Genomic DNA, 19,436 nt, shown 5'->3' on the forward strand with positions numbered 1-19,436 from the left:
AAAATAATAATTAACTTAATCCGTGTTCTTTGATTGCTGCTTCAATATTGTCGTAGACTGGAGCGCTCATTGCTGGAATACGGAACAAGATTGGTCCAGCTTCAACTACTGGGATACCAGGGTCAAAACCTAAGTCAGTTGCAGCAATTGGTGTGAAGATATCATAACCTTTAATCAAGTCTTCATTGACATCTTTAACCATAACTGCGTCACACTGTACATCGTAACCACGGCTTGAGAGCTCTTCTTCTAGAGCGCTTTTAATTTGGTGGCTTGAGTTGACACCTGCACCACATGCAGCAAGAATTTTAATCATTTGGATTTCCTCCGTTTTTTATTTACTATTTATTTATGAATTTAAGTAGTTGCTTCTGAGATGTATTGGAACAGAGCTTCAGGTTCTGTAATCTTAGAGAGTGCTTCAAGATGACCATTACCTGTAAAGAAGTCCATCAATTGAGCTAGAATATTTGTTTGACTCGAATTTGAATTATTGATGATAAAGAAGAGTAATGATACTTCTACTTCCTTGTCAGGAGCAATCATGTTGTGGAATGTTACTGGTTTCGCTAAGCGAACCACAACAACGTTTTCAGTTAAATTATGAATCGTGTCTGTGTGAGGGATTGCTACATTCGGCAATTCCTTCCCAAGAAATTCCATATCTAAACCGGTTGGGAACATTTTTTCACGTTCAATCAATGCCGATCGATAGGTATCCGTAACAACTTTCTTTTCTTCCAATAGAGTTGCAACTTGATCAAAGAGTTGCTCTTGATTATCTGCTTCTAAACAAAAAACTAAGTCTTTTCTGAAGAAATGATCTAATCCCATAACATTCTCCCTTCTTTATTTAATTTTTACATCTTTAGTATAACACTATATGAAATCGTTGTCAATATATTTTTGTTGTATTTTGTTTGAATTTTATCTTTTTATGTTTGACATATTTTATTTACTCAACTACAAACAAATATCTTACAGATATATATTTTTTTAGACTATAAAAAAAGCAGGATTCAATCCTGCTTCTACATTTATGGTTTTTTATTGGTCCAACTTTCTTCGATAGTCGGTGCTAGTTCTTTAATAGAATCTAAATTCCCTTCAAGTGAAACATATCTGAACTTACCATCATCCGACTTGAAAATCCAAATAACTAAATATTTACCAGTTTTGGCAATGCAGTTAACTTGATATGCATCATAGCCTCCGATTCTTGACTTAGAGCCCCAAACCTTAGAGAAATCAGAACTTTCTGATTTAGATTGATAAATACTATTTGAAATTTGAATAGGATCTACCTTTTCAAGTTCGCTTTCAGAAATACCAAACTGCTCTGCTTTAAATGTATTTAAGGTAACGATATTGATATCTGTACCGTCAGAATATTGAATATCATCTCCACCATTAACATCTTTAAATTGAATCCATGATTGTGGTACTTTCACGTATCCATAATCATCCGATCCAATCCATTGCGTGTCTTTTATAGGAGCTGTGGTTGTTGCAACTGTTGTTTCTTGAACACTAGTAGTTTCAGTTTTTTCCGCACTAGTATTTTTTGTTGTATTACATGCAGCAAGACATAGAGAGCATAAAAGTATCGAAGATAAAGTAATTACTTTTTTCATAGTTATTCTCCTTTCACTTCTATTCTAAAGTAAGAACATCAAAGTGTCAAAGATAAACTGTAAAATGTGAGTATTTTCGAATAGAAGTTTCAATCTACTATTACTCATTCTTCTTATTTAAGTTGTAAAAAACGCTCTATTTAGAGCGTTTTAATATTTGATAATCTTGGGAGAGTATTACTCCTCATCCATAGAAAGAACAGATAAGAAGGCTTCCTGTGGAACTTCTACAGATCCAATGGCTTTCATCCGTTTCTTACCAGCTTTTTGTTTTTCAAGAAGCTTACGTTTACGTGATACGTCACCACCATAACACTTAGCAAGCACGTTCTTACGTAGAGCCTTGATATCTGTACGGGCAACAATCTTATGTCCGATCGCTGCTTGGATTGGAACTTCAAACTGCTGACGTGGAATAATTTTCTTCAGTTTTTCGACAATTAATTTACCACGCTCGTATGCAAAGTCCTTGTGAACGATAAAACTGAGAGCATCAACAGTATCACCATTAAGTAGGATATCCATTTTAACCAATTTAGATGGGCGATATTCAGACAACTCATAATCAAAACTTGCATAACCACGAGTAGATGATTTTAGTTTATCAAAGAAATCAAAGACAATTTCAGCAAGTGGAATTTGGTAGATGACATTCACACGATTTTCATCGATATAATCCATGGTTACAAAGTCACCACGCTTACGTTGAGCCAGCTCCATAACTGCACCAACAAATTCTTGTGGCACCATGATTTGAGCTTTAACATAAGGTTCTTCAATAGAAGCAATCTTAGTTGGGTCTGGAAACTCTGAAGGATTCGATACATCAATTGCTTCACCATCTGTTAAATTAACTTTGTAAATTACAGACGGCGCCGTCATAATTAGATCAATATTAAATTCGCGTTCAAGACGTTCTTGAATAACATCCATATGAAGAAGTCCCAAGAAGCCACAACGGAAACCAAAGCCAAGCGCTTGAGAAGTTTCTGGTTCAAATTGCAAGCTTGCATCATTCAGCTGCAATTTTTCTAAGGCTTCACGAAGGTCGTTATATTTGTTTGACTCAATTGGATAGAGACCCGCAAATACCATTGGATTCATCTGCTTATAGCCAAATAATGGCTCAGCTGCAGGATTGTTAGCCAAGGTCACTGTATCACCAACACGAGTATCCTGAACAGTCTTAATAGATGCAGCAATATAGCCTACATCACCTGTTGCAAGAAAATCACGTCCAACAGCTTTAGGAGTAAAAATACCTACTTCAGTAACATCAAAGGTCTTGCCATTACTCATAAGCTGAATCTTATCCCCTGGTTTGACTACTCCATCCATGACACGGACTTGAAGAATAACACCACGATATGAATCATAAACAGAGTCAAAAATCAAGGCCTTGAGTGGTGCTGTCACATCACCAGTTGGTGCTGGCACCTTCTCAACTACTTGCTCAAGGATTTCTTCAATACCTATTCCAGCTTTAGCTGACGCCAAAACAGCTTCACTCGCATCTAGGCCAATGACATCTTCGATTTCTGTACGAACACGTTCTGGGTCTGCAGCAGGCAGGTCAATCTTATTAATGACAGGCATGATTTCCAAATCATTATCTAAAGCCAGATAAACATTGGCAAGCGTTTGTGCTTCAATACCTTGAGCAGCATCGACAACCAAGATTGCACCCTCACAGGCAGCAAGTGAACGGGAAACTTCATAGGTGAAGTCTACGTGCCCTGGTGTGTCAATCAAGTGGAAAATGTAGGTTTCCCCATCTTTTGCTGTGTAGTTAAGCTCGATAGCGTTTAGTTTGATTGTAATCCCACGCTCACGTTCTAAGTCCATACTATCAAGCAGCTGGGCCTGCATTTCACGACTTGAGACTGTCTCAGTCTTTTCTAAAATACGGTCGGCTAAAGTTGACTTCCCATGGTCGATATGGGCGATAATAGAAAAGTTACGGATTTTCTCCTGTCGTTTTTTTAATTCTTCTAAATTCAAGATTCTCTTCCTTTCAGGGTATCTATTAATTATAAATTGTTTTTTTATTTTTGACAAGACCATAATACCCTGTGGAGAGTATTAATCTTCCGCAATGAATCCATCATTTTCAATGAAATAACGTTCTGTCATTCCTTGTTCTGTAAAGACGATTCCATGAAGGACACCGCCATAAACAGCTCCTCCATCCATTCCAATTTTACCATCATCAGTAATCCAAAGTTCAGATGTGCCAGGTTTTTGGTTTAACAAACCGTATACAGGAGTATGCCCAAATACGATTGTTTTCCCTGTATGATTTTCAGCTTCGTGGAATGGTTTTCTTAGCCAGACTTTCTTATAGTCTGTAGTCTCATGCCAATCATCTAGGGTCAAATCAATTCCTGCATGAACGAAAATATAGTGGTCTGTTTCAATCACGAATGGCATTTGTCGGATAAAAGAAACCAAGTCTCCTACTTCAGTTTCTACACGTTTGGCATCTTCTATCGGATCTACCGGAGCATCCAAAGGACGTCCTAGTATAGAATTAATCGTCGTATCTCCACCATTTCTACGATAATGGTCATAGCTTTCCTCAGGATTGTCAAGCCAAGTTAAAAACATGTATTCATGGTTACCGGAAATGCAAATCGCATTTTGATTAACTACCAAGTCCTTGACCATCTCTAAAACACGACGACTATCCTCACCTCTATCTATTAAATCTCCAAGAAATAGTAACTGTGTTTGACCATCCCATGTTTTGAGGAGGTCTTCCAACATTCCAGCTTTTCCATGAACATCTCCGATTACGAAGTAATCTGTCATTTATTTCTCCTTATGTTTCAACAATTCTTTTGCTTGTGTTAGAGCAGCCTCTGTTACATCATCACCTGCTAACATCTTAGCCACTTCTTGCACGCGCTCTTCGATAGTTAAGAGACGTACGATTGATACAGTAGAATGCTCATCACTAATCTTTTCAATAAAGAACTGGTAATCTGCAATAGCAATCACTTGTGGTAGGTGGGATATTGCTAATACTTGCCCATGCTGACCAATCTTATGAATCTTTTGGGCAATTGCTTGCGCTACACGACCTGAAACCCCTGTATCTACTTCATCAAATACAATGCTTGTCTTACCTTCCTTACGAGAAAAGGCTGACTTAATAGCTAACATTAACCGAGATAACTCACCGCCAGATGCAACTTTTACTAAAGGTTTGAAGTCTTCTCCAGGGTTGGTAGAAATAAAGAATTCAACCGTTTCGTTTCCTTCACGACTAAATTTACCTTTAGTAAAGCGGACTTGGAACTGAGCTTTCTCCATATAGAGATCCTGCAATTCTTTCTTGATATCAGCTTCTAAATCTTTCGCTAAATCGTGTCGAGCAAGAGATACTTGATTAGCTAAATCTACTAATTGCTTTTCAAGTTTCTTAAGTTCAAGTTCCATATCTTCTGATGAAAGATTATTTCCAGTTAAGAGATTATACTCATCCGTAATCTTAGAAAAGTAATCTAAGACTTCGTCCACACTACCTCCATACTTTCGTGTAATAGTGTGAATTAAATCCAAGCGACTTTCTATCTGTAACAAATGATTCCCATCGAAATCTAGATCATCTATAATATTCTCTAGTCTTTTGGTGATGTCTTCTAAAACATAATAAGACTCTGATAGAGATGTTGAAATTTCTCGATATTCTGGATCATACTCTTCTAAACTTTCCATATCATTCATTGCAGAACGAACATTAGCTAAGCTAGAAAACTCTTCATTATCAAGCATACTATAAGCATTTGTTAAGGTATCCGCTATATTTTTATGATTGAGAAGTTTATCTCTTTCTTTGTTTAGAGCTATATCTTCACCAGTTTTTAGATTTGCTGCTTCAATCTCAGATATCTGAAACTCTAACATTTCAATTCGGGCTTTGTGTTCCTCTTGGTTTTTCTTGATATCAAGAACTTGCTTACGCATCCGACGATAATGATCAAAGCTTTCTTGATATGCTTCTTTTAATTCTAAAAAAGCAGCATCTCCAAATTCATCCAACATTTGAATATGTCTTTGAGGACGCATCAGTTCTTCTTGATCGTGTTGACCGTGAATATCGACTAGGTACTGACCGATAAGTTTTAGAACAGAAAGATTGACTAGTTGACCATTAACTCGACTAATACTACGACCATTGCGCAATATTTCGCGTCGAATAATAATGTCATCACCAAGCTCTAGTCCTTGTTCATCAAAAAATTCTTGTAAAACCCGACTATTCTCTACAGAGAAAAGACCTTCAATTTCTGCCTTTGGAGCGCCATGACGAATAACATCAGTCGTTGCTCTTGCTCCTAACATCATATTCATAGCATCAATAATAATTGATTTTCCGGCACCTGTTTCACCAGTCAAAACGGTCATCCCCTTTTCAAAATTTAGGGAAATAGCTTCAATAATGGCGAAATTTTTTATCGAAATTTCCAGTAACATATAAACCTACCAATTTTTAACTTGTTCAAAAACTTCCTTGGCTTCTTCTTCAGTTCTTAATACCATAAGAATCGAATTATCATCAGCTATACAACTAAAGAGTTTTTCTGAAAATACCTCTAATAACTGACTTTTAACAAAAAGAGTATTCCCTGGAACAATTTGAAGATTAATCATCTGTCCCAAACGCTCAGAATGAACAATATTATTCTCAGCTAATTGCAGACTTTTGACAACTGATTTTGGGAGTTCATAGATATAAGTATTATTCTTCAAAGGAATTTTTACGATTCCAAGTTCTTTAATATCTCTTGAAACAGTTGCTTGGGTTGCAGAAATTCCCGCCTCTTTTAAATACTCTACAATTTCTTCTTGAGTCCCAATTTGATAATCAGTAACAAATTTTCTGATTTTTTCTAGTCTAATTTTTTTATTCATCTTTAAATTCTCTATGTGCTTCTTCTACTACTTGATTTATTTGCGAAGAGACCTGACTGATTGCCTGGTCTTCTTTTTGTAAATAAGCTAAAAATTCTATATTCCCATGGCCACCTTGTATCGGAGAGTAATTCAATCCTAGAACTGAAAATCCTTCTTGAACAGCCATTTCCGTAACTGATTCTAAAACATTTTGGTGAACTTTGGCATCTCTGATAATTCCATTTTTACCAATCTGTTCTCGACCTGCTTCAAACTGTGGTTTAATCAATGCGACGACTTGTCCTTGATTCGCCAAAACTCTATGAAGAGCAGGAAGGATAAGACCCAGAGATATAAAACTGACATCAATGCTTGCAAAAGATGGCTCATGTTCAAAATCAGTCTTTTCAGCATAACGGAAATTAAACTGCTCCATACTAACGACACGCTCATCTTGGCGTAATTTCCAAGCTAGCTGATTAGTACCAACATCCACAGCATAAACGAGCTTAGCACCATTTTGCAACATGACATCGGTAAAGCCACCTGTAGATGCTCCGATGTCAATCGTTATTTTTCCATCAACTGATATAGCAAAGTGTTCCAATGCCTTTTCTAGTTTCAAACCACCTCGACTGACATACTTAAGCTTTTCACCCTTAAGCTTTAATTCTGTATCATCTGGGATTTTTTCTCCCGGCTTGTCGAAACGTTCTCCATTAAGAACAGCTACTACTAAACCAGCCATTACGCCACGCTTAGCTTGTTCTCTTGTTTCAAATAAGCCCTGTTTGTAGGCAAGTACATCTACTCTTTCCTTAGCCATTGATTCTCAAACTTTCTACTATTTTTACAATTGGTTCTTTATCAAAGTTGACTAATTGACTGATTTCTTCTAACTTTGCGTTAGCCCGATCCAAAGTATGATTGCAAAATACAATCGCCTCATCTAAACCTAACAAAGCAGGATAGGTCGACTTCTCAGCTTTCAAATCTTTCTGCGGGGTCTTACCGATTTCTTCAAAACTAGCAGTAACATCTAAGACATCATCTCTGACTTGGAAAGCAAGCCCAATCAACTCGCCAATGTATTTGAGGTCTTCTTGTAGCCTTGCATCTAATCCTGAGATAATTCCAGCCGCCTGAAAAGGAAAGGCTATGAGTTTACCAGTTTTGTTAGCGTGGATGGTCTGAAGTTCTTCTAAGTTTAAGTGTTTGCCTTCACCTTCCATATCCAACACTTGACCGGCTACCATTCCCATACTACCAGAAGCAAGAGACAAGGAAGCTATCAAATCTACCTTAGCCTGACTGGATAGATCAGCTTGCGCTATTAAGGCATAAGGATCTAAAAAGAGAGCATCGCCAGCTAAAATAGCTAAGGCTTCACCAAACTTTTTATGGTTAGTTAAACGCCCACGACGATAATCATCATCATCCATAGCGGGAAGATCATCATGGATTAGGCTTCCTGTGTGAATCATTTCAAGAGCAGCAGCAATCTGGGCATGAGCTAATGTGATAGGAACCTTTAAGGCCTCTAAAACTTCTAAAAGCAGATATGGCCGAATCCTTTTACCTCCAGCATGTATGGAATAAAGAACTGCTTCTCTGAGATTAGCAGCTAATTGCTGGTCTCCATAAAACTCTTCAAGAGCTGACTCGACCATAGCTAATTTTTCTTGCTTGTTCATAGAAGTTCGCTTTCTGTTCCATCTTCTTGCATGACTTTAACCAAGGTCTTTTCAGCTTTATCAAGCGTCGCTTGCAATTCTTTTGATAATATCATCCCTTTTTGAAAAGCAGCAATGGCATCTTCTAGTGCAATTTCACCATTTTCTAAACTCTGAACAATCGTTTCAAGTTCTGCTAAATTTTCCTCAAATTTCTTTTGTTTTGACATCTTTAACCTCTAAATCTACTTGACCATCTCGCATCAACAGCATAACTTGGTCATTTACTTTTAAATCTTCTACCGAAGATACCACTGCATCTTCTTTTTTGACAATAGCAAAGCCCCTTGCAACAATTCTACTTGTATCTAGCATAAAAAGAGCCTCTGAAAGACGCTTTACTTCAGCAACTTTAGCATCATATGTCACAGCCATCTGACTACGCATTAATTTTTGTAATTGTTGAATACGGTCCTGGTAACGCTGAAGCTTGAAGATCGGCGATAATTGCTCCAAACGGTGAATTTGACCTTGAACCTTTTGTTGATGACTAACTATTTCACCATTCAATCCCTGCTTCAGTCGAAGCATTAACTGATCCAAACGTTGCAGATATCCATCATATAAACGCTCTGGTTGTCTGAAGATTACTGATTGACTAAGTGCTCCCAATGCTTCTTTTTTCTTTGACAAGGTGTGCTTAACAGCTGTAGCCATTCGTTTCTCTTGATTCTGAAGATAGGTCAGAAGATCTAACTTTGTAACAGGAGTTGCGAGTTCTGCCGCAGCTGTCGGTGTAGCCGCTCTCCTATCTGCTACAAAATCAGCCAAGGTTACATCTGTTTCGTGCCCCACACTTGAAATGATGGGTAGCCGTGATTCAAAAATAGAGCGAACCACAATCTCTTCATTAAAAGCCCAAAGATCCTCAATTGATCCACCGCCACGACCGATAATAAGAACATCTAAATCCTCTCGTTCATTTGCTCTCACAATGTTACGAGCGATCTCCTCTGCTGCCCCTTCACCTTGAACTTTTGTAGGATATAAGACAATTTCCACACCAGGAAAGCGTCTGCTTACGGTTGTAATGATATCCTGGATAACAGCTCCACTACGACTAGTCACCACTCCGATTTTTTTTGCAAACTGAGGAATTGCTTGTTTAAAGTGATCTTGAAAAAGACCCTCTTCCGATAATTTCTTTTTTAATTGTTCGAACTGAATAGCAAGTGCTCCAACACCATCTGGTTCTGCCTTTTCAATGATAATCGAATAGCTTCCACTTGGTTCATAGATTTGGACACGACCAATCACATTGATCTTCATACCTTCTTCCAAATCAAAACCTAATTTTTGATAAATACCTGCCCAAATGGTTGCTTGTATAACAGCGCGGTCATCCTTGAGAGAAAAATACTGATGAGTTGGACGCTTGCGAAAGTTCGAAACCTGACCAGTTAAATAGACCCTCTCCAAGTATGGGTCTTTATCGAATTTCATTTTCAAATACTTGGTCAATGTTGTAACCGATAAATACTTGTCCATCTCAACCTCCTTTTTTCTCTTTTTCCTGGGTATTATTATACCAAAAAAACGCTTAAAAATCTCCTTTTTCACCTCTAGAATACGAAAACTAGACTGAATTTCTTTGACCTTGTCTAATAATATATAAAAGCCCTCGGAAAAATCCGAGGGCTTTAATTAGTTCACTGAACTAGATTATTTTTTAAGGTTGTAGAATGATTTCAATCCACGGTATTCAGCTACTTCACCAAGTTGATCTTCGATACGAAGCAATTGGTTGTATTTAGCGATACGGTCTGTACGTGAAAGTGAACCAGTCTTGATTTGTCCTGCGTTTGTTGCAACTGCGATGTCAGCGATTGTTGAATCTTCAGTTTCACCTGAACGGTGTGATACAACGGCAGTGTAACCAGCTTCTTTAGCCATTTCGATAGCTTCAAAAGTTTCAGTAAGAGTACCGATTTGGTTAACTTTGATAAGGATTGAGTTAGCAGCACCTTCTTGGATACCACGTGCAAGGTAGTCAGTGTTAGTTACGAAGAAGTCGTCACCAACCAATTGTACTTTCTTACCAAGACGTTCAGTAAGAGCTTTCCATCCATCCCAGTCGTTTTCATCCATACCATCTTCGATAGTGATGATTGGGTATTTGTTAACCAATTCTTCAAGGTAGTCGATTTGTTCTGCAGATGTACGAACAGCAGCTCCTTCACCTTCAAATTTAGTGTAGTCGTATACTTTACGTTCTTTATCGTAGAATTCTGATGAAGCACAGTCAAATCCGATAAATACGTCTTTACCTGGAACGTATCCAGCAGCTTCAATCGCAGCAAGGATAGTTTCAACACCATCTTCAGTTCCTTCGAAACGAGGAGCGAATCCACCTTCGTCACCTACGGCAGTTTCCAAACCACGAGATTTAAGGATTTTCTTAAGAGCGTGGAAAATTTCAGCACCATAACGAAGAGCTTCTTTAAATGTTGGAGCACCAACTGGCAAGATCATGAACTCTTGGAATGCGATAGGAGCATCTGAGTGAGATCCACCATTGATGATGTTCATCATTGGAGTTGGAAGAACTTTAGTGTTGAATCCACCAAGGTAGCTGTAAAGTGGGATTTCAAGGTAGTCAGCAGCAGCGCGAGCTACAGCGATAGACACACCAAGGATTGCGTTTGCACCCAATTTACCTTTGTTAGGAGTACCGTCAAGAGCGATCATAGCACGGTCGATAGCTTGTTGATCACGTACATCGTAGCCGATAATTGCTTCAGCAATGATGTTGTTTACGTTGTCAACAGCTTTTTGTGTACCAAGACCACCGTAACGAGATTTATCACCGTCGCGAAGTTCAACTGCTTCGTGTTCACCAGTAGAAGCTCCAGATGGAACCATACCACGTCCGAAAGCACCTGATTCAGTATAAACTTCTACTTCAAGTGTTGGGTTACCGCGTGAGTCTAGGACTTCGCGAGCGTAAACATCAGTAATAATTGACATTTTTTACTCTCCTTTGAGTTTATTTATTTTACACCTCTATGATACCTTAATTAAACTCCTTTTTCAAGGAAAAACGTTATCTTTGTGCAATTTTTCCTTAACTTTATTAAGTAATCGCTTTCTTCTTTTTTCTTTCTTCTGCTTTTTATGTTATACTATTTTTATGACTAATTTATCAAAACAAATTCTAGAAAAAGCTAATGGTGGCCTAAAATTAAATCCTGATGAACAAAGACGCTTTCTCGGTACATTTGAGGAAAGAGTACTAGGTTTTGCAGATATTGAGACAACAAATGATGACAAATTCAAAAACGGCTTTCCAACTATTTTAAATTGTTTAAAAGAAAATACGGAGCCTCTATTTGTCAAAATTTCACCTCAAGTTGTTTTTGAGAAGCAGGTTTTTTATTTAAAACAGGCAAAAGATGCTAATTGCCAAGCGACAATTGTTTCAGAAGATCATAACTCTTCTCCTTTCGGCATGGTTATACACAGTGATAGTCCTATCCAAACCCAAGAAAAAGACCTTAAAAAGGCCTTTTCTGAATTTTTGCAAGACAAAGAGCCAAAGGCTCCAACTTCTCTTTGGAAAAAATGGTTTGGTTAAACTACTTTATTGATAAAAGTTGACCGATATTAAATGCTGTATTCTCTAAATAGTGGACAGTATTTGTAAAGCTATCTTCCAATGGTTCGCTCTTTTCTAAAATTGAGAAAGCTGCAACTAGATTTTCAAATGGTAATTGAGGTAAATCCTCTGACAAGCTACCACATATTGCAATAACTGGAACACCTTTTGGTGTTCTTTTTGCTACACCAATTGGAGCCTTACCGGCCAGGCTTTGAGAGTCTAACCTACCTTCACCAACAATTACTAGATCAGCATTTTCAACCTTTTCATCAAAATGTATCAAATCCAAACAAGTCTGAATTCCAGATACGATTTCTGCTCCAGCAAATGCACACAAACCAGCTGCAATGCCACCACCTGCTCCCGCACCTACTTGTTTTAAAGTTTCAGGTGAGAAATTACTATAAAATTCCTTAATAGCCCCATCAACTACTTTGAATTTTTCAGGATTTAATCCCTTTTGCTTTCCAAATACATAGGTTGCACCATCTTTACCGCAGAGAGGGTTGGAGACATCTGCCAATATTTTTATCTGTACATCTGAAGGTAAGGAAACAGCATCGTGATTTGAAAGTTCAGCTATTTCTAGCAGTGCTTGACCAGTCGCTAAAAGCTCTTTTCCACTTTGGTCATAGAATTGATAACCAAGACCCGATGCAATTCCAATTCCTCCATCGTTACTGGCAGTTCCACCAACACCGATATAAATTTCCTTAATGCCCTGATTTACCAAATGCCTGATTAACTCTCCTATCCCTTTTGTAAAAATATCTAAAGAGTTTCTCTTTTCAAGAGGTATCTTAGCAAGCCCTACAAGATCAGCAACTTCAAAAAGTGCCAGATCCCCTTTTTGGACATAGGGCATTTGTACCTCGTCTCCAAAAGGACCAGTTACTAGGGTACTTTTTTCTAATAGTCCTAAAGAGTTTTTGATGGCTTCTATAGTACCTTCTCCACCATCGCCCACTGGTAAACATAAACATTCCACTTTAGGTAAGGCTCTTTCTAGTCCTCGCTTAATAGCTTTTGCCACCTCACTTGCCGATAGACTCTCTTTAAAAGAATCTGGCGCAATTACAATTTTCATAAACTTCACCTTCTTGTTAAAGGAAATCAATCAAGTCCAATACTTTTACTAAGTCTCTTTCGTCAATATGTAGTTTGATTTCTTTTTTTAGAATATCTTTGGCACAAAAAGCAACTCCGATTCCTGCTTTCTTAAGCATCTTTAAATCGTTCGCTCCATCACCTATGGCAATTGTTCTATCCAAAGATATTTCTAATTCACTACCCCATTGAAGAAAAATTTCTTCCTTGACTTCTCGAGTAATGACCTGACCAATAAGTCGACCAGTTAGTCTTCCATTATTTATTTCTAACTGATTTGCAGCAAACAAATGAATCCCTAAACTATTTGCTAACTTTTCAACGATGGGTACAAAACCACCTGATATGATGCCAACAGCAATTCTATGTTCTTGAAGAATTGAGATAAACTCATGAGCATTTTTACTTAGATGAATCTCTTTATAAATTTGATCAAATACTTCGACTGACATACCCTTCAATAAAGAAACTCGCTCTTTTAGACTTGTTTCAAAATCTATTTGTCCACTCATTGCTCGACTAGTTAGTTGTGAGACTTCTTGCTCACAGTTTGCTTTTCGGCCTAACATATCGATAACTTCTTCTTCTATTAGTGTGCCATCGACGTCAAGCACGCAAAGACCTCTTACTTTTGACATTTCTATTCCTAACTAATATCATCCCAAAAAATCGTATGAAAGCTTCATACGATTTTTATTGCTTTAATTTACCAAGCTTTGGTACAAGTGCAAATAGGATTGACAAGCTGTATCCCAAGAGAAATCACGTTCCATGGCTTGTAACTGTAGTTTCTTCCAGGTCGCTGGATGATTTTGATAAACATCCAAGGCTGTTTGAAGAGCCCAGTTAAGCCAAAATGGGGTCAAATTATCAAAGCTGAATCCTGTACCACTACCATCAACTGGATTATAAGCTTGAACTGTATCTCTCAGGCCACCGACTTCATGGACCAAAGGAAGTGTTCCATATCTCATCGCCATCATTTGAGAAAGACCACATGGTTCAAAACGACTTGGCATAAGGAAAAGATCACAAGCTGCGTAGATTTCTTGCGCGAGTTTTACATCAAAAGTAACATTTGCAGAAAGTTTATCAGGAAATACTTGACCAAACCAAGAGAAGGCTTGTTCAAAACCAGGATCACCAGTTCCCAAAAGCACAATCTGAATATCTTCTTGTAGCATGCGATGTAAACTCTCAACTACTAAATCAAAGCCTTTCTGACGAGTCAAACGTGAGACGATACCAATCAAAGGTACATCATCCCTAACAGGCAGACCCACTTTTTCTTGCAATTTTGCTTTATTTTGAGCCTTCCCTGACAAATCATTTTTTGAAAAATGATAATCCAATAGTGGATCTGTTTCAGGATTGTAGAGGTCTGTATCAATTCCGTTTACAATACCAGATAGTTTTCCAGATTCCATACGGAGAATTTGATCGATTCCGCAACCAAACTCAGTAGTCATTATCTCATAAGCATAACTTGGAGAAACAGTAGACACTCTATCTGCATATAGAATACCTGCTTTCATCCAGTTGAGACAATCATTCCAACGTACTGTACCATCAGCATAACGCTCGAAACCAACTCGGAATAAATCCCACAACATACTTTCTGAAAATTGACCTTGAAACTCTAAGTTATGAATCGTCAAGACAGTCTTAATTCCTTGATAGGCTTGAATCCATCTATATTTTTCTTTCAGAAGGAAAGGAATCATAGCCGTATGATAGTCATGCGCATGTAGAACATCAGGTATAAAACCAACTCTCTCCATTGCTTCAAGTGTTGCAAGTTGGAAGAAGGCAAAACGTTCACCATCATCAAAGTCACCGTATACATGACCTCTAAAGAAATAATATTGATTATCTATAAAGTAAAAGGTAACTCCGTTTAAAACTGTTTTCTTAATTCCACAAAATTGTCTACGCCAACCAACATATACCTCAAATTGAAGAACATCTTCAATTTGATCACCAAATTTAGCTTCTACCATATCATAGTAAGGCAGGAAAACAGCAACTTCATGTCCTGCCTTAACTAATGACTTGGGTAGAGCTCCAATGACATCTCCCAGACCACCTGTTTTTGAAAAGGGAGCGCCCTCTGCTGCTACGAATAAAATTTTCATGAAAGAATATCCTCTGTTACTTTTTCGCCCTTCTTAACAACTACAGGATGTTCTGCAGTGCCTCGAATAACAACACCTTCAGCAACCTCAACACCCTTATCTAAGATAGCATACTCTACCTGAGCTCCCTTACCAATGACCGCACGTGTAAAGAGGAGGCTATCTTTGACTAAGCTGTCTTCATGTACACGGACATTACGAGATAATACAGAGTTGACTACTTCACCTTCTATAATACTACCAGAAGCAAACTGAGACTTAGCTACTTTAGAGCTTGATGCATAGTAAGTTGGTTCTTCATTTTTAACCTTAGTATAAATCTTTTGATTCGGAGTGAACAATGAGTAGAACTTATGCAAATCGAGCATATCTTTATTCGCTTGATAATAAGATTCTACAGAATGAATATTAGCCAGATATCCAGTATATTCATAAGCAAAAGCACCTGATTCCGCTGCTAAATCACGGAGAACATAGCGTAATTTCTCCGGATTTTCTTTCTTAGCTTCTTCTTCCAGACGTTCAATCAACCACGGAGTATCAACTACAAAAATGTCTGTAGACATATTGTATAAGTCTTGGTTTGAATTTTCATCAAACAAGTGATGTGACAAAACATGGTCTGTTTCATCAACTTCCAAGATAGCATTAACTCCTGAAATATCTTTCTTAGGTAGTTTTTTATAAACTACTGTAATCGGAGATTTTGTTGTGTTGTGTAAATGGAATACTTGATTAAGATCAATATTAATCAATACATCACAGTTAATTGAAACTGTTTGGTTTGATCCAGAACGTTTCAAATATGTAAGAAGTTGTTGATAATATTCTTTACCAACAGTGCTACTTTCTACACGAGTGTTGTAGATACCAAGGTAGTAGTGACTGAGGAGTGTAGACAAGCCCCACTCACGTCCAGAACGGATATGGTCAAATACGGAAGAAATATTATCTTGTTGGAAGATACCAAAGATACTGCGGACACCAGCATTTGCAAGACTTGAAAGAGGGAAGTCAATCAAGCGATATTTACCGCCAAATGGCAAACTTGCTACAGGACGATTGTTTGTCAATGTTGACATATCGTGAAATCCAACTGTGTTACCTAAAATCGCTGAATATTTATCAATCTTCATCTGTTGCTACCCCCACTACTTCGTTATATCCGACAACTTGAACTTCCTCAGTTCCATCAATCACAACACCTTCAGCAATAACTGCACCTTCGCCAATAATAGCACGTCTAATCTTAGCACCTTTACCTACAACAGCTCCACTCATGATAACAGAGTCAACGACTTCTGCACCTTCACGAACTTGTGCTCCTGTTGAAATAATCGAATGTTTTACTGTTCCATCAACTAAACATCCATCTACTACGAGCGAATCTTCTACATGCGCATGTTTTCCAAAGAAGTTTGGTGGAGAAATGAGGTTACGAGAGTAGATTTTCCATTGACGGTTACGGCTATCTAAAGCATTTTCAGGAGAAATATATTCCATATTTGCTTCCCAAAGAGATTCAATAGTACCAACATCTTTCCAGTAACCACTGAATTCATAGGCATAGACACTTTCTCCAGACTCAAGATAATTTGGAATAACGTTCTTACCAAAGTCTGACATGTCTACATTGTTCTTTTCAGCGGCAACTAACATATTGCGAAGTCGTTTCCAGTCAAAGATATAAATACCCATTGAAGCTTTTGTCGATTTAGGTTGGGCAGGTTTTTCTTCAAACTCAACGATACGATTATTGGTATCTGTATTCATGATACCAAAACGGCTAGCTTCTTTTAGTGGTACATCTAATACAGCAACAGTCAAACTGGCACTATTGTCCTTGTGACACTGAAGCATATCGTCATAGTCCATCTTATAGATGTGGTCACCTGAAAGAATCAATACATATTCAGGATTGATACTGTCAATGTAGTCAATGTTTTGGTAGATAGCGTGACTTGTTCCTTCAAACCAGCGATTTCCTTCACTAGCTGAGTATGGTTGAAGAATAGAAACACCAGAATCAATACCATCTAGACCCCAGCTAGAGCCATTTCCGATATGGTTGTTAAGGGCTAGAGGCTGATACTGTGTAATGACACCAACGTTGTGGATACCAGAGTTGGCACAGTTAGAAAGAGCGAAGTCAATGATACGATAGCGCCCACCAAATTGCACAGCAGGTTTTGCAATGCTTTGAGTGAGTTTACCGAGACGAGTTCCTTGCCCACCAGCAAGGATTAAAGCTAGCATTTCATTCTTCATTTTCTACTCCTTTTTGAGTGTTATTAGTGATTTTTTTAGTAGGTTTTATGCGACGTTTGAGTTTCCAAATACTTGCTCCCATTGCTGGTAGAGTAAAGGTCAATGTCTGTTCATAATCCTTCCACAATCCTTCTTGAGTTTGAACTGTTTGGTTATGCTCTTTCCAAACACCACCCCATTGCTCCAACTCAGTATTCCAAATTTCTTCATAGATACCTGCAACAGGAAGCCCAATTGTGAATTCATGACGTTCAACTGGTGCCATATTGAAGACACAGACTAACATTTCGTCTTTCTTACCTTTACGAATAAAGGAAAGAACGCTTTGGTCTCTATTATCTGCATCAATGATTTCAATTCCATCATAGCTCAAATCAACTTCCCATAGACAGCGATGGTCTTTGTAGAATTGATTCAGTTGAGAAGTGAAGTATTTCATCTTAGCATTCATTGGATCTTCTAAGTTAAACCATTCCAATTGCTCTTCAGATTTCCATTCTAAGAATTGTCCAAACTCACTACCCATGAAGAGCAATTTCTTACCAGGGTGACAAATTTGATAGGTGTATAGATTTCTCAAACCAGCGAACTGATTGTAACGATCCCCCCACATCTTATGCATCATACTCTTCTTACCATGTACAACTTCATCGTGGGAGAATGGTAATAGGTAATTTTCTTTGAATACATACATAAAACTAAATGTTACAAGATTAAAGTCATACTTGCGGTAAATAGGGTCTTCTTCGTAGAAACGTAAGATATCATTCATCCATCCCATATTCCATTTATAATCGAAACCTAAACCTCCCATTTCCTTCATACCAGTAATCTTAGTAGCAGATGAGCTCTCTTCTGCAATCATCATGACATCTGGATGAGCTAGCTTAATAATATCATTCAATCGTTGAAGGAAATAATAGCCTTCATAGTTGAGATTACCGCCATCTTTATTTGGTGTCCATGGTGCATTGTCGTAATCAAGATATAGAATGTTACTTACTGCATCAACTCGAATTCCATCTAAATGGTAAAATTCAATCCAAAACTTTATACTAGAAATCAAGAAGGATTGTACTTCGTTTTTTCCTAAGTCAAAGTTGAGTGCCCCCCATCCGTAGTTGTTAGCCTTATTATGGTCCTGGTATTCGAATGTTGGCGTTCCATCATAATATGCCAAGGCATCATCATTGATTGTAAAGTGACCTGGCACCCAGTCAACAATAACTCCAATATTGTTTAAATGACACTCCTCAACAAAGTCTTGAAACTCTTCTGGTCTACCGTAAGAATGCTCCAAGGCGAAATAACCCATGAGTTGGTATCCCCAACTTAAACCAAGCGGATGAGCCATCAAAGGCATAAACTCAATGTGTGTATAATTCATCTCCACTAGGTAAGGAATAAGTTCCTCTTTTAATTGAGCAAAACTATAAGGTGTTCCGTCAGGATTTCTCTTCCAAGAACCTGCATGTGCTTCGTAAATATTAACAGGTCTATCAAAGAAGCCCCAGCGTTTTCTACGAGCTAACCAAAGACCATCCTTCCATTTCTTTTCAGGAATCTCAGTTATAATTGCTCCTGTCTCAGGGCGAGCTTCAAATCTTACTGCCATTGGATCAATTTTCATAATTTGATGACCGTTTGCACGAGTAACATTATATTTATAAATTTGTCCCTCATGCGCTAGGGGAGTAAAAACTTCCCAAACTCCATAATCATTTCGAACCATGGGAATTTGATTTTCTGTCCAGTTTGTAAAATCACCAACTAAATGGACAGCTTGCGCATTTGGAGCCCAGACACGGAAAGTATAACCCTGCTCTCCATCCTGTTCTTCACGATGCGCTCCTAATAGGTGCTGAAGGTGGAAGTTCTCGCCAGTTGTAAATGTTCTTAAAGCTTCAAATTTATCCATTGAATCCCCCTTTTATTGTAAGCGTTTTCTATATATCTATTATACTACCTTTTAAAATAAGTTTCAAGCAATTTCCTGATTATCCTAAAATTTTTTTTGAAAATCTTCAAACAATTATCTTAGACTTTCTTAAATTTTCATAAA

General features: G+C 37.8%; 19 protein-coding genes. 1 reads left to right on the top strand and 18 read right to left on the bottom strand.

The genetic code is table 11. The annotated features are described in order from the left end of the window. Nucleotides 1-10: 10 nt before the first annotated feature. The 12 genes from BQ2679_RS07600 to eno all read right to left on the bottom strand — a co-directional run bounded on the left by BQ2679_RS07600 (nt 11) and on the right by eno (nt 11,233). On the bottom strand, nt 11-316 hold the full coding sequence (locus tag BQ2679_RS07600; RefSeq protein WP_006151856.1) for a PTS sugar transporter subunit IIB: 306 nt from the start codon (nt 314-316) through the stop codon (nt 11-13). 41 nt (nt 317-357) lie between these two features. Then, nucleotides 358-834, bottom strand: a complete 477-nt coding sequence (locus tag BQ2679_RS07605; protein ID WP_075567617.1) for a PTS sugar transporter subunit IIA — start codon at nt 832-834, stop codon at nt 358-360. A 203-nt stretch (nt 835-1,037) separates the two neighbouring features. Continuing rightward, a complete protein-coding gene (locus BQ2679_RS07610; RefSeq protein WP_075567618.1) occupies nt 1,038-1,634 on the bottom strand; it encodes a hypothetical protein in 597 nt (198 codons plus the stop codon). Between the two features lie 177 nt (nt 1,635-1,811). After that, nucleotides 1,812-3,635, bottom strand: a complete 1,824-nt coding sequence (gene lepA / locus BQ2679_RS07615) for a translation elongation factor 4 (protein WP_075567619.1) — start codon at nt 3,633-3,635, stop codon at nt 1,812-1,814. Between the two features lie 81 nt (nt 3,636-3,716). Then, a complete protein-coding gene (locus tag BQ2679_RS07620) occupies nt 3,717-4,445 on the bottom strand; it encodes a metallophosphoesterase family protein (protein ID WP_075567620.1) in 729 nt (242 codons plus the stop codon). Further along, a complete protein-coding gene (gene recN / locus BQ2679_RS07625) occupies nt 4,446-6,113 on the bottom strand; it encodes a DNA repair protein RecN (protein ID WP_075567621.1) in 1,668 nt (555 codons plus the stop codon). 6 nt (nt 6,114-6,119) lie between these two features. Then, nucleotides 6,120-6,551 (bottom strand): arginine repressor, encoded by a 432-nt coding sequence (locus tag BQ2679_RS07630; protein WP_075567622.1) that lies wholly within the window; start codon nt 6,549-6,551, stop codon nt 6,120-6,122. Further along, nucleotides 6,544-7,359, bottom strand: a complete 816-nt coding sequence (locus BQ2679_RS07635; RefSeq protein WP_075567623.1) for a TlyA family RNA methyltransferase — start codon at nt 7,357-7,359, stop codon at nt 6,544-6,546. Before BQ2679_RS07635 ends, BQ2679_RS07630 begins: the two co-directional genes overlap by 8 nt. After that, nucleotides 7,352-8,227: a polyprenyl synthetase family protein gene (locus BQ2679_RS07640; RefSeq protein WP_075567624.1), complete on the bottom strand. Its 876-nt coding sequence runs from the start codon at nt 8,225-8,227 to the stop codon at nt 7,352-7,354. Before BQ2679_RS07640 ends, BQ2679_RS07635 begins: the two co-directional genes overlap by 8 nt. Beyond that, a complete protein-coding gene (locus BQ2679_RS07645; RefSeq protein ID WP_075567625.1) occupies nt 8,224-8,436 on the bottom strand; it encodes an exodeoxyribonuclease VII small subunit in 213 nt (70 codons plus the stop codon). The genes BQ2679_RS07640 and BQ2679_RS07645 overlap by 4 nt, the downstream gene beginning before the upstream one ends. After that, the gene (gene xseA / locus BQ2679_RS07650) at nt 8,414-9,754 is read right to left on the bottom strand and encodes an exodeoxyribonuclease VII large subunit (RefSeq protein WP_075567626.1); all 1,341 of its coding nucleotides are present in this window, start codon (nt 9,752-9,754) and stop codon (nt 8,414-8,416) included. Before xseA ends, BQ2679_RS07645 begins: the two co-directional genes overlap by 23 nt. 174 nt (nt 9,755-9,928) lie before the next feature. Next, complete coding sequence (gene eno / locus BQ2679_RS07655; protein WP_000022813.1) at nt 9,929-11,233, bottom strand: surface-displayed alpha-enolase; 1,305 nt, start codon at nt 11,231-11,233, stop codon at nt 9,929-9,931. Nucleotides 11,234-11,396: 163 nt separating this feature from the next. Here eno and BQ2679_RS07660 point away from each other — a divergent pair, with 163 nt between their 5' ends. Next, nucleotides 11,397-11,840: a DUF1694 domain-containing protein gene (locus BQ2679_RS07660; protein WP_075568074.1), complete on the top strand. Its 444-nt coding sequence runs from the start codon at nt 11,397-11,399 to the stop codon at nt 11,838-11,840. Nucleotide 11,841: 1 nt separating this feature from the next. Here BQ2679_RS07660 and BQ2679_RS07665 read toward each other — a convergent pair whose 3' ends face one another. From BQ2679_RS07665 to glgB, 6 genes are all read right to left on the bottom strand, one after another. Continuing rightward, entirely contained in the window at nt 11,842-12,951 is a 1,110-nt protein-coding gene (locus tag BQ2679_RS07665; protein WP_075567627.1) for a glycerate kinase, read from the bottom strand. 16 nt (nt 12,952-12,967) lie between these two features. Next, nucleotides 12,968-13,609, bottom strand: a complete 642-nt coding sequence (serB, locus tag BQ2679_RS07670; protein WP_075567628.1) for a phosphoserine phosphatase SerB — start codon at nt 13,607-13,609, stop codon at nt 12,968-12,970. Between the two features lie 63 nt (nt 13,610-13,672). Then, complete coding sequence (gene glgA / locus BQ2679_RS07675; RefSeq protein ID WP_075567629.1) at nt 13,673-15,106, bottom strand: glycogen synthase GlgA; 1,434 nt, start codon at nt 15,104-15,106, stop codon at nt 13,673-13,675. After that, nucleotides 15,103-16,242: a glucose-1-phosphate adenylyltransferase subunit GlgD gene (gene glgD / locus BQ2679_RS07680; protein ID WP_075567630.1), complete on the bottom strand. Its 1,140-nt coding sequence runs from the start codon at nt 16,240-16,242 to the stop codon at nt 15,103-15,105. Before glgD ends, glgA begins: the two co-directional genes overlap by 4 nt. Continuing rightward, nucleotides 16,232-17,374 (bottom strand): glucose-1-phosphate adenylyltransferase, encoded by a 1,143-nt coding sequence (locus BQ2679_RS07685; protein WP_075567631.1) that lies wholly within the window; start codon nt 17,372-17,374, stop codon nt 16,232-16,234. The genes glgD and BQ2679_RS07685 overlap by 11 nt, the downstream gene beginning before the upstream one ends. After that, a complete protein-coding gene (glgB, locus tag BQ2679_RS07690) occupies nt 17,364-19,292 on the bottom strand; it encodes a 1,4-alpha-glucan branching protein GlgB (RefSeq protein ID WP_075567632.1) in 1,929 nt (642 codons plus the stop codon). Before glgB ends, BQ2679_RS07685 begins: the two co-directional genes overlap by 11 nt. Nucleotides 19,293-19,436: the final 144 nt, after the last annotated feature.

This window comes from Streptococcus timonensis, assembly GCF_900095845.1.
Lineage (GTDB): Bacteria > Bacillota > Bacilli > Lactobacillales > Streptococcaceae > Streptococcus > Streptococcus timonensis.

Bases quoted from the DNA above. Each gene is read 5' to 3' on its own strand.
- BQ2679_RS07600 (WP_006151856.1), bottom strand. From the start codon at position 316: ATGATTAAAATTCTTGCTGCATGTGGTGCAGGTGTCAACTCAAGCCAC.
- BQ2679_RS07605 (WP_075567617.1), bottom strand. From the start codon at position 834: ATGGGATTAGATCATTTCTTCAGAAAAGACTTAGTTTTTTGTTTAGAA.
- BQ2679_RS07610 (WP_075567618.1), bottom strand. From the start codon at position 1,634: ATGAAAAAAGTAATTACTTTATCTTCGATACTTTTATGCTCTCTATGT.
- BQ2679_RS07620 (WP_075567620.1), bottom strand. From the start codon at position 4,445: ATGACAGATTACTTCGTAATCGGAGATGTTCATGGAAAAGCTGGAATG.
- recN (WP_075567621.1), bottom strand. From the start codon at position 6,113: ATGTTACTGGAAATTTCGATAAAAAATTTCGCCATTATTGAAGCTATT.
- BQ2679_RS07630 (WP_075567622.1), bottom strand. From the start codon at position 6,551: ATGAATAAAAAAATTAGACTAGAAAAAATCAGAAAATTTGTTACTGAT.
- BQ2679_RS07635 (WP_075567623.1), bottom strand. From the start codon at position 7,359: ATGGCTAAGGAAAGAGTAGATGTACTTGCCTACAAACAGGGCTTATTT.
- BQ2679_RS07640 (WP_075567624.1), bottom strand. From the start codon at position 8,227: ATGAACAAGCAAGAAAAATTAGCTATGGTCGAGTCAGCTCTTGAAGAG.
- BQ2679_RS07645 (WP_075567625.1), bottom strand. From the start codon at position 8,436: ATGTCAAAACAAAAGAAATTTGAGGAAAATTTAGCAGAACTTGAAACG.
- xseA (WP_075567626.1), bottom strand. From the start codon at position 9,754: ATGGACAAGTATTTATCGGTTACAACATTGACCAAGTATTTGAAAATG.
- eno (WP_000022813.1), bottom strand. From the start codon at position 11,233: ATGTCAATTATTACTGATGTTTACGCTCGCGAAGTCCTAGACTCACGC.
- BQ2679_RS07660 (WP_075568074.1), top strand. From the start codon at position 11,397: ATGACTAATTTATCAAAACAAATTCTAGAAAAAGCTAATGGTGGCCTA.
- BQ2679_RS07665 (WP_075567627.1), bottom strand. From the start codon at position 12,951: ATGAAAATTGTAATTGCGCCAGATTCTTTTAAAGAGAGTCTATCGGCA.
- serB (WP_075567628.1), bottom strand. From the start codon at position 13,609: ATGTCAAAAGTAAGAGGTCTTTGCGTGCTTGACGTCGATGGCACACTA.
- glgA (WP_075567629.1), bottom strand. From the start codon at position 15,106: ATGAAAATTTTATTCGTAGCAGCAGAGGGCGCTCCCTTTTCAAAAACA.
- glgD (WP_075567630.1), bottom strand. From the start codon at position 16,242: ATGAAGATTGATAAATATTCAGCGATTTTAGGTAACACAGTTGGATTT.
- BQ2679_RS07685 (WP_075567631.1), bottom strand. From the start codon at position 17,374: ATGAAGAATGAAATGCTAGCTTTAATCCTTGCTGGTGGGCAAGGAACT.
- glgB (WP_075567632.1), bottom strand. From the start codon at position 19,292: ATGGATAAATTTGAAGCTTTAAGAACATTTACAACTGGCGAGAACTTC.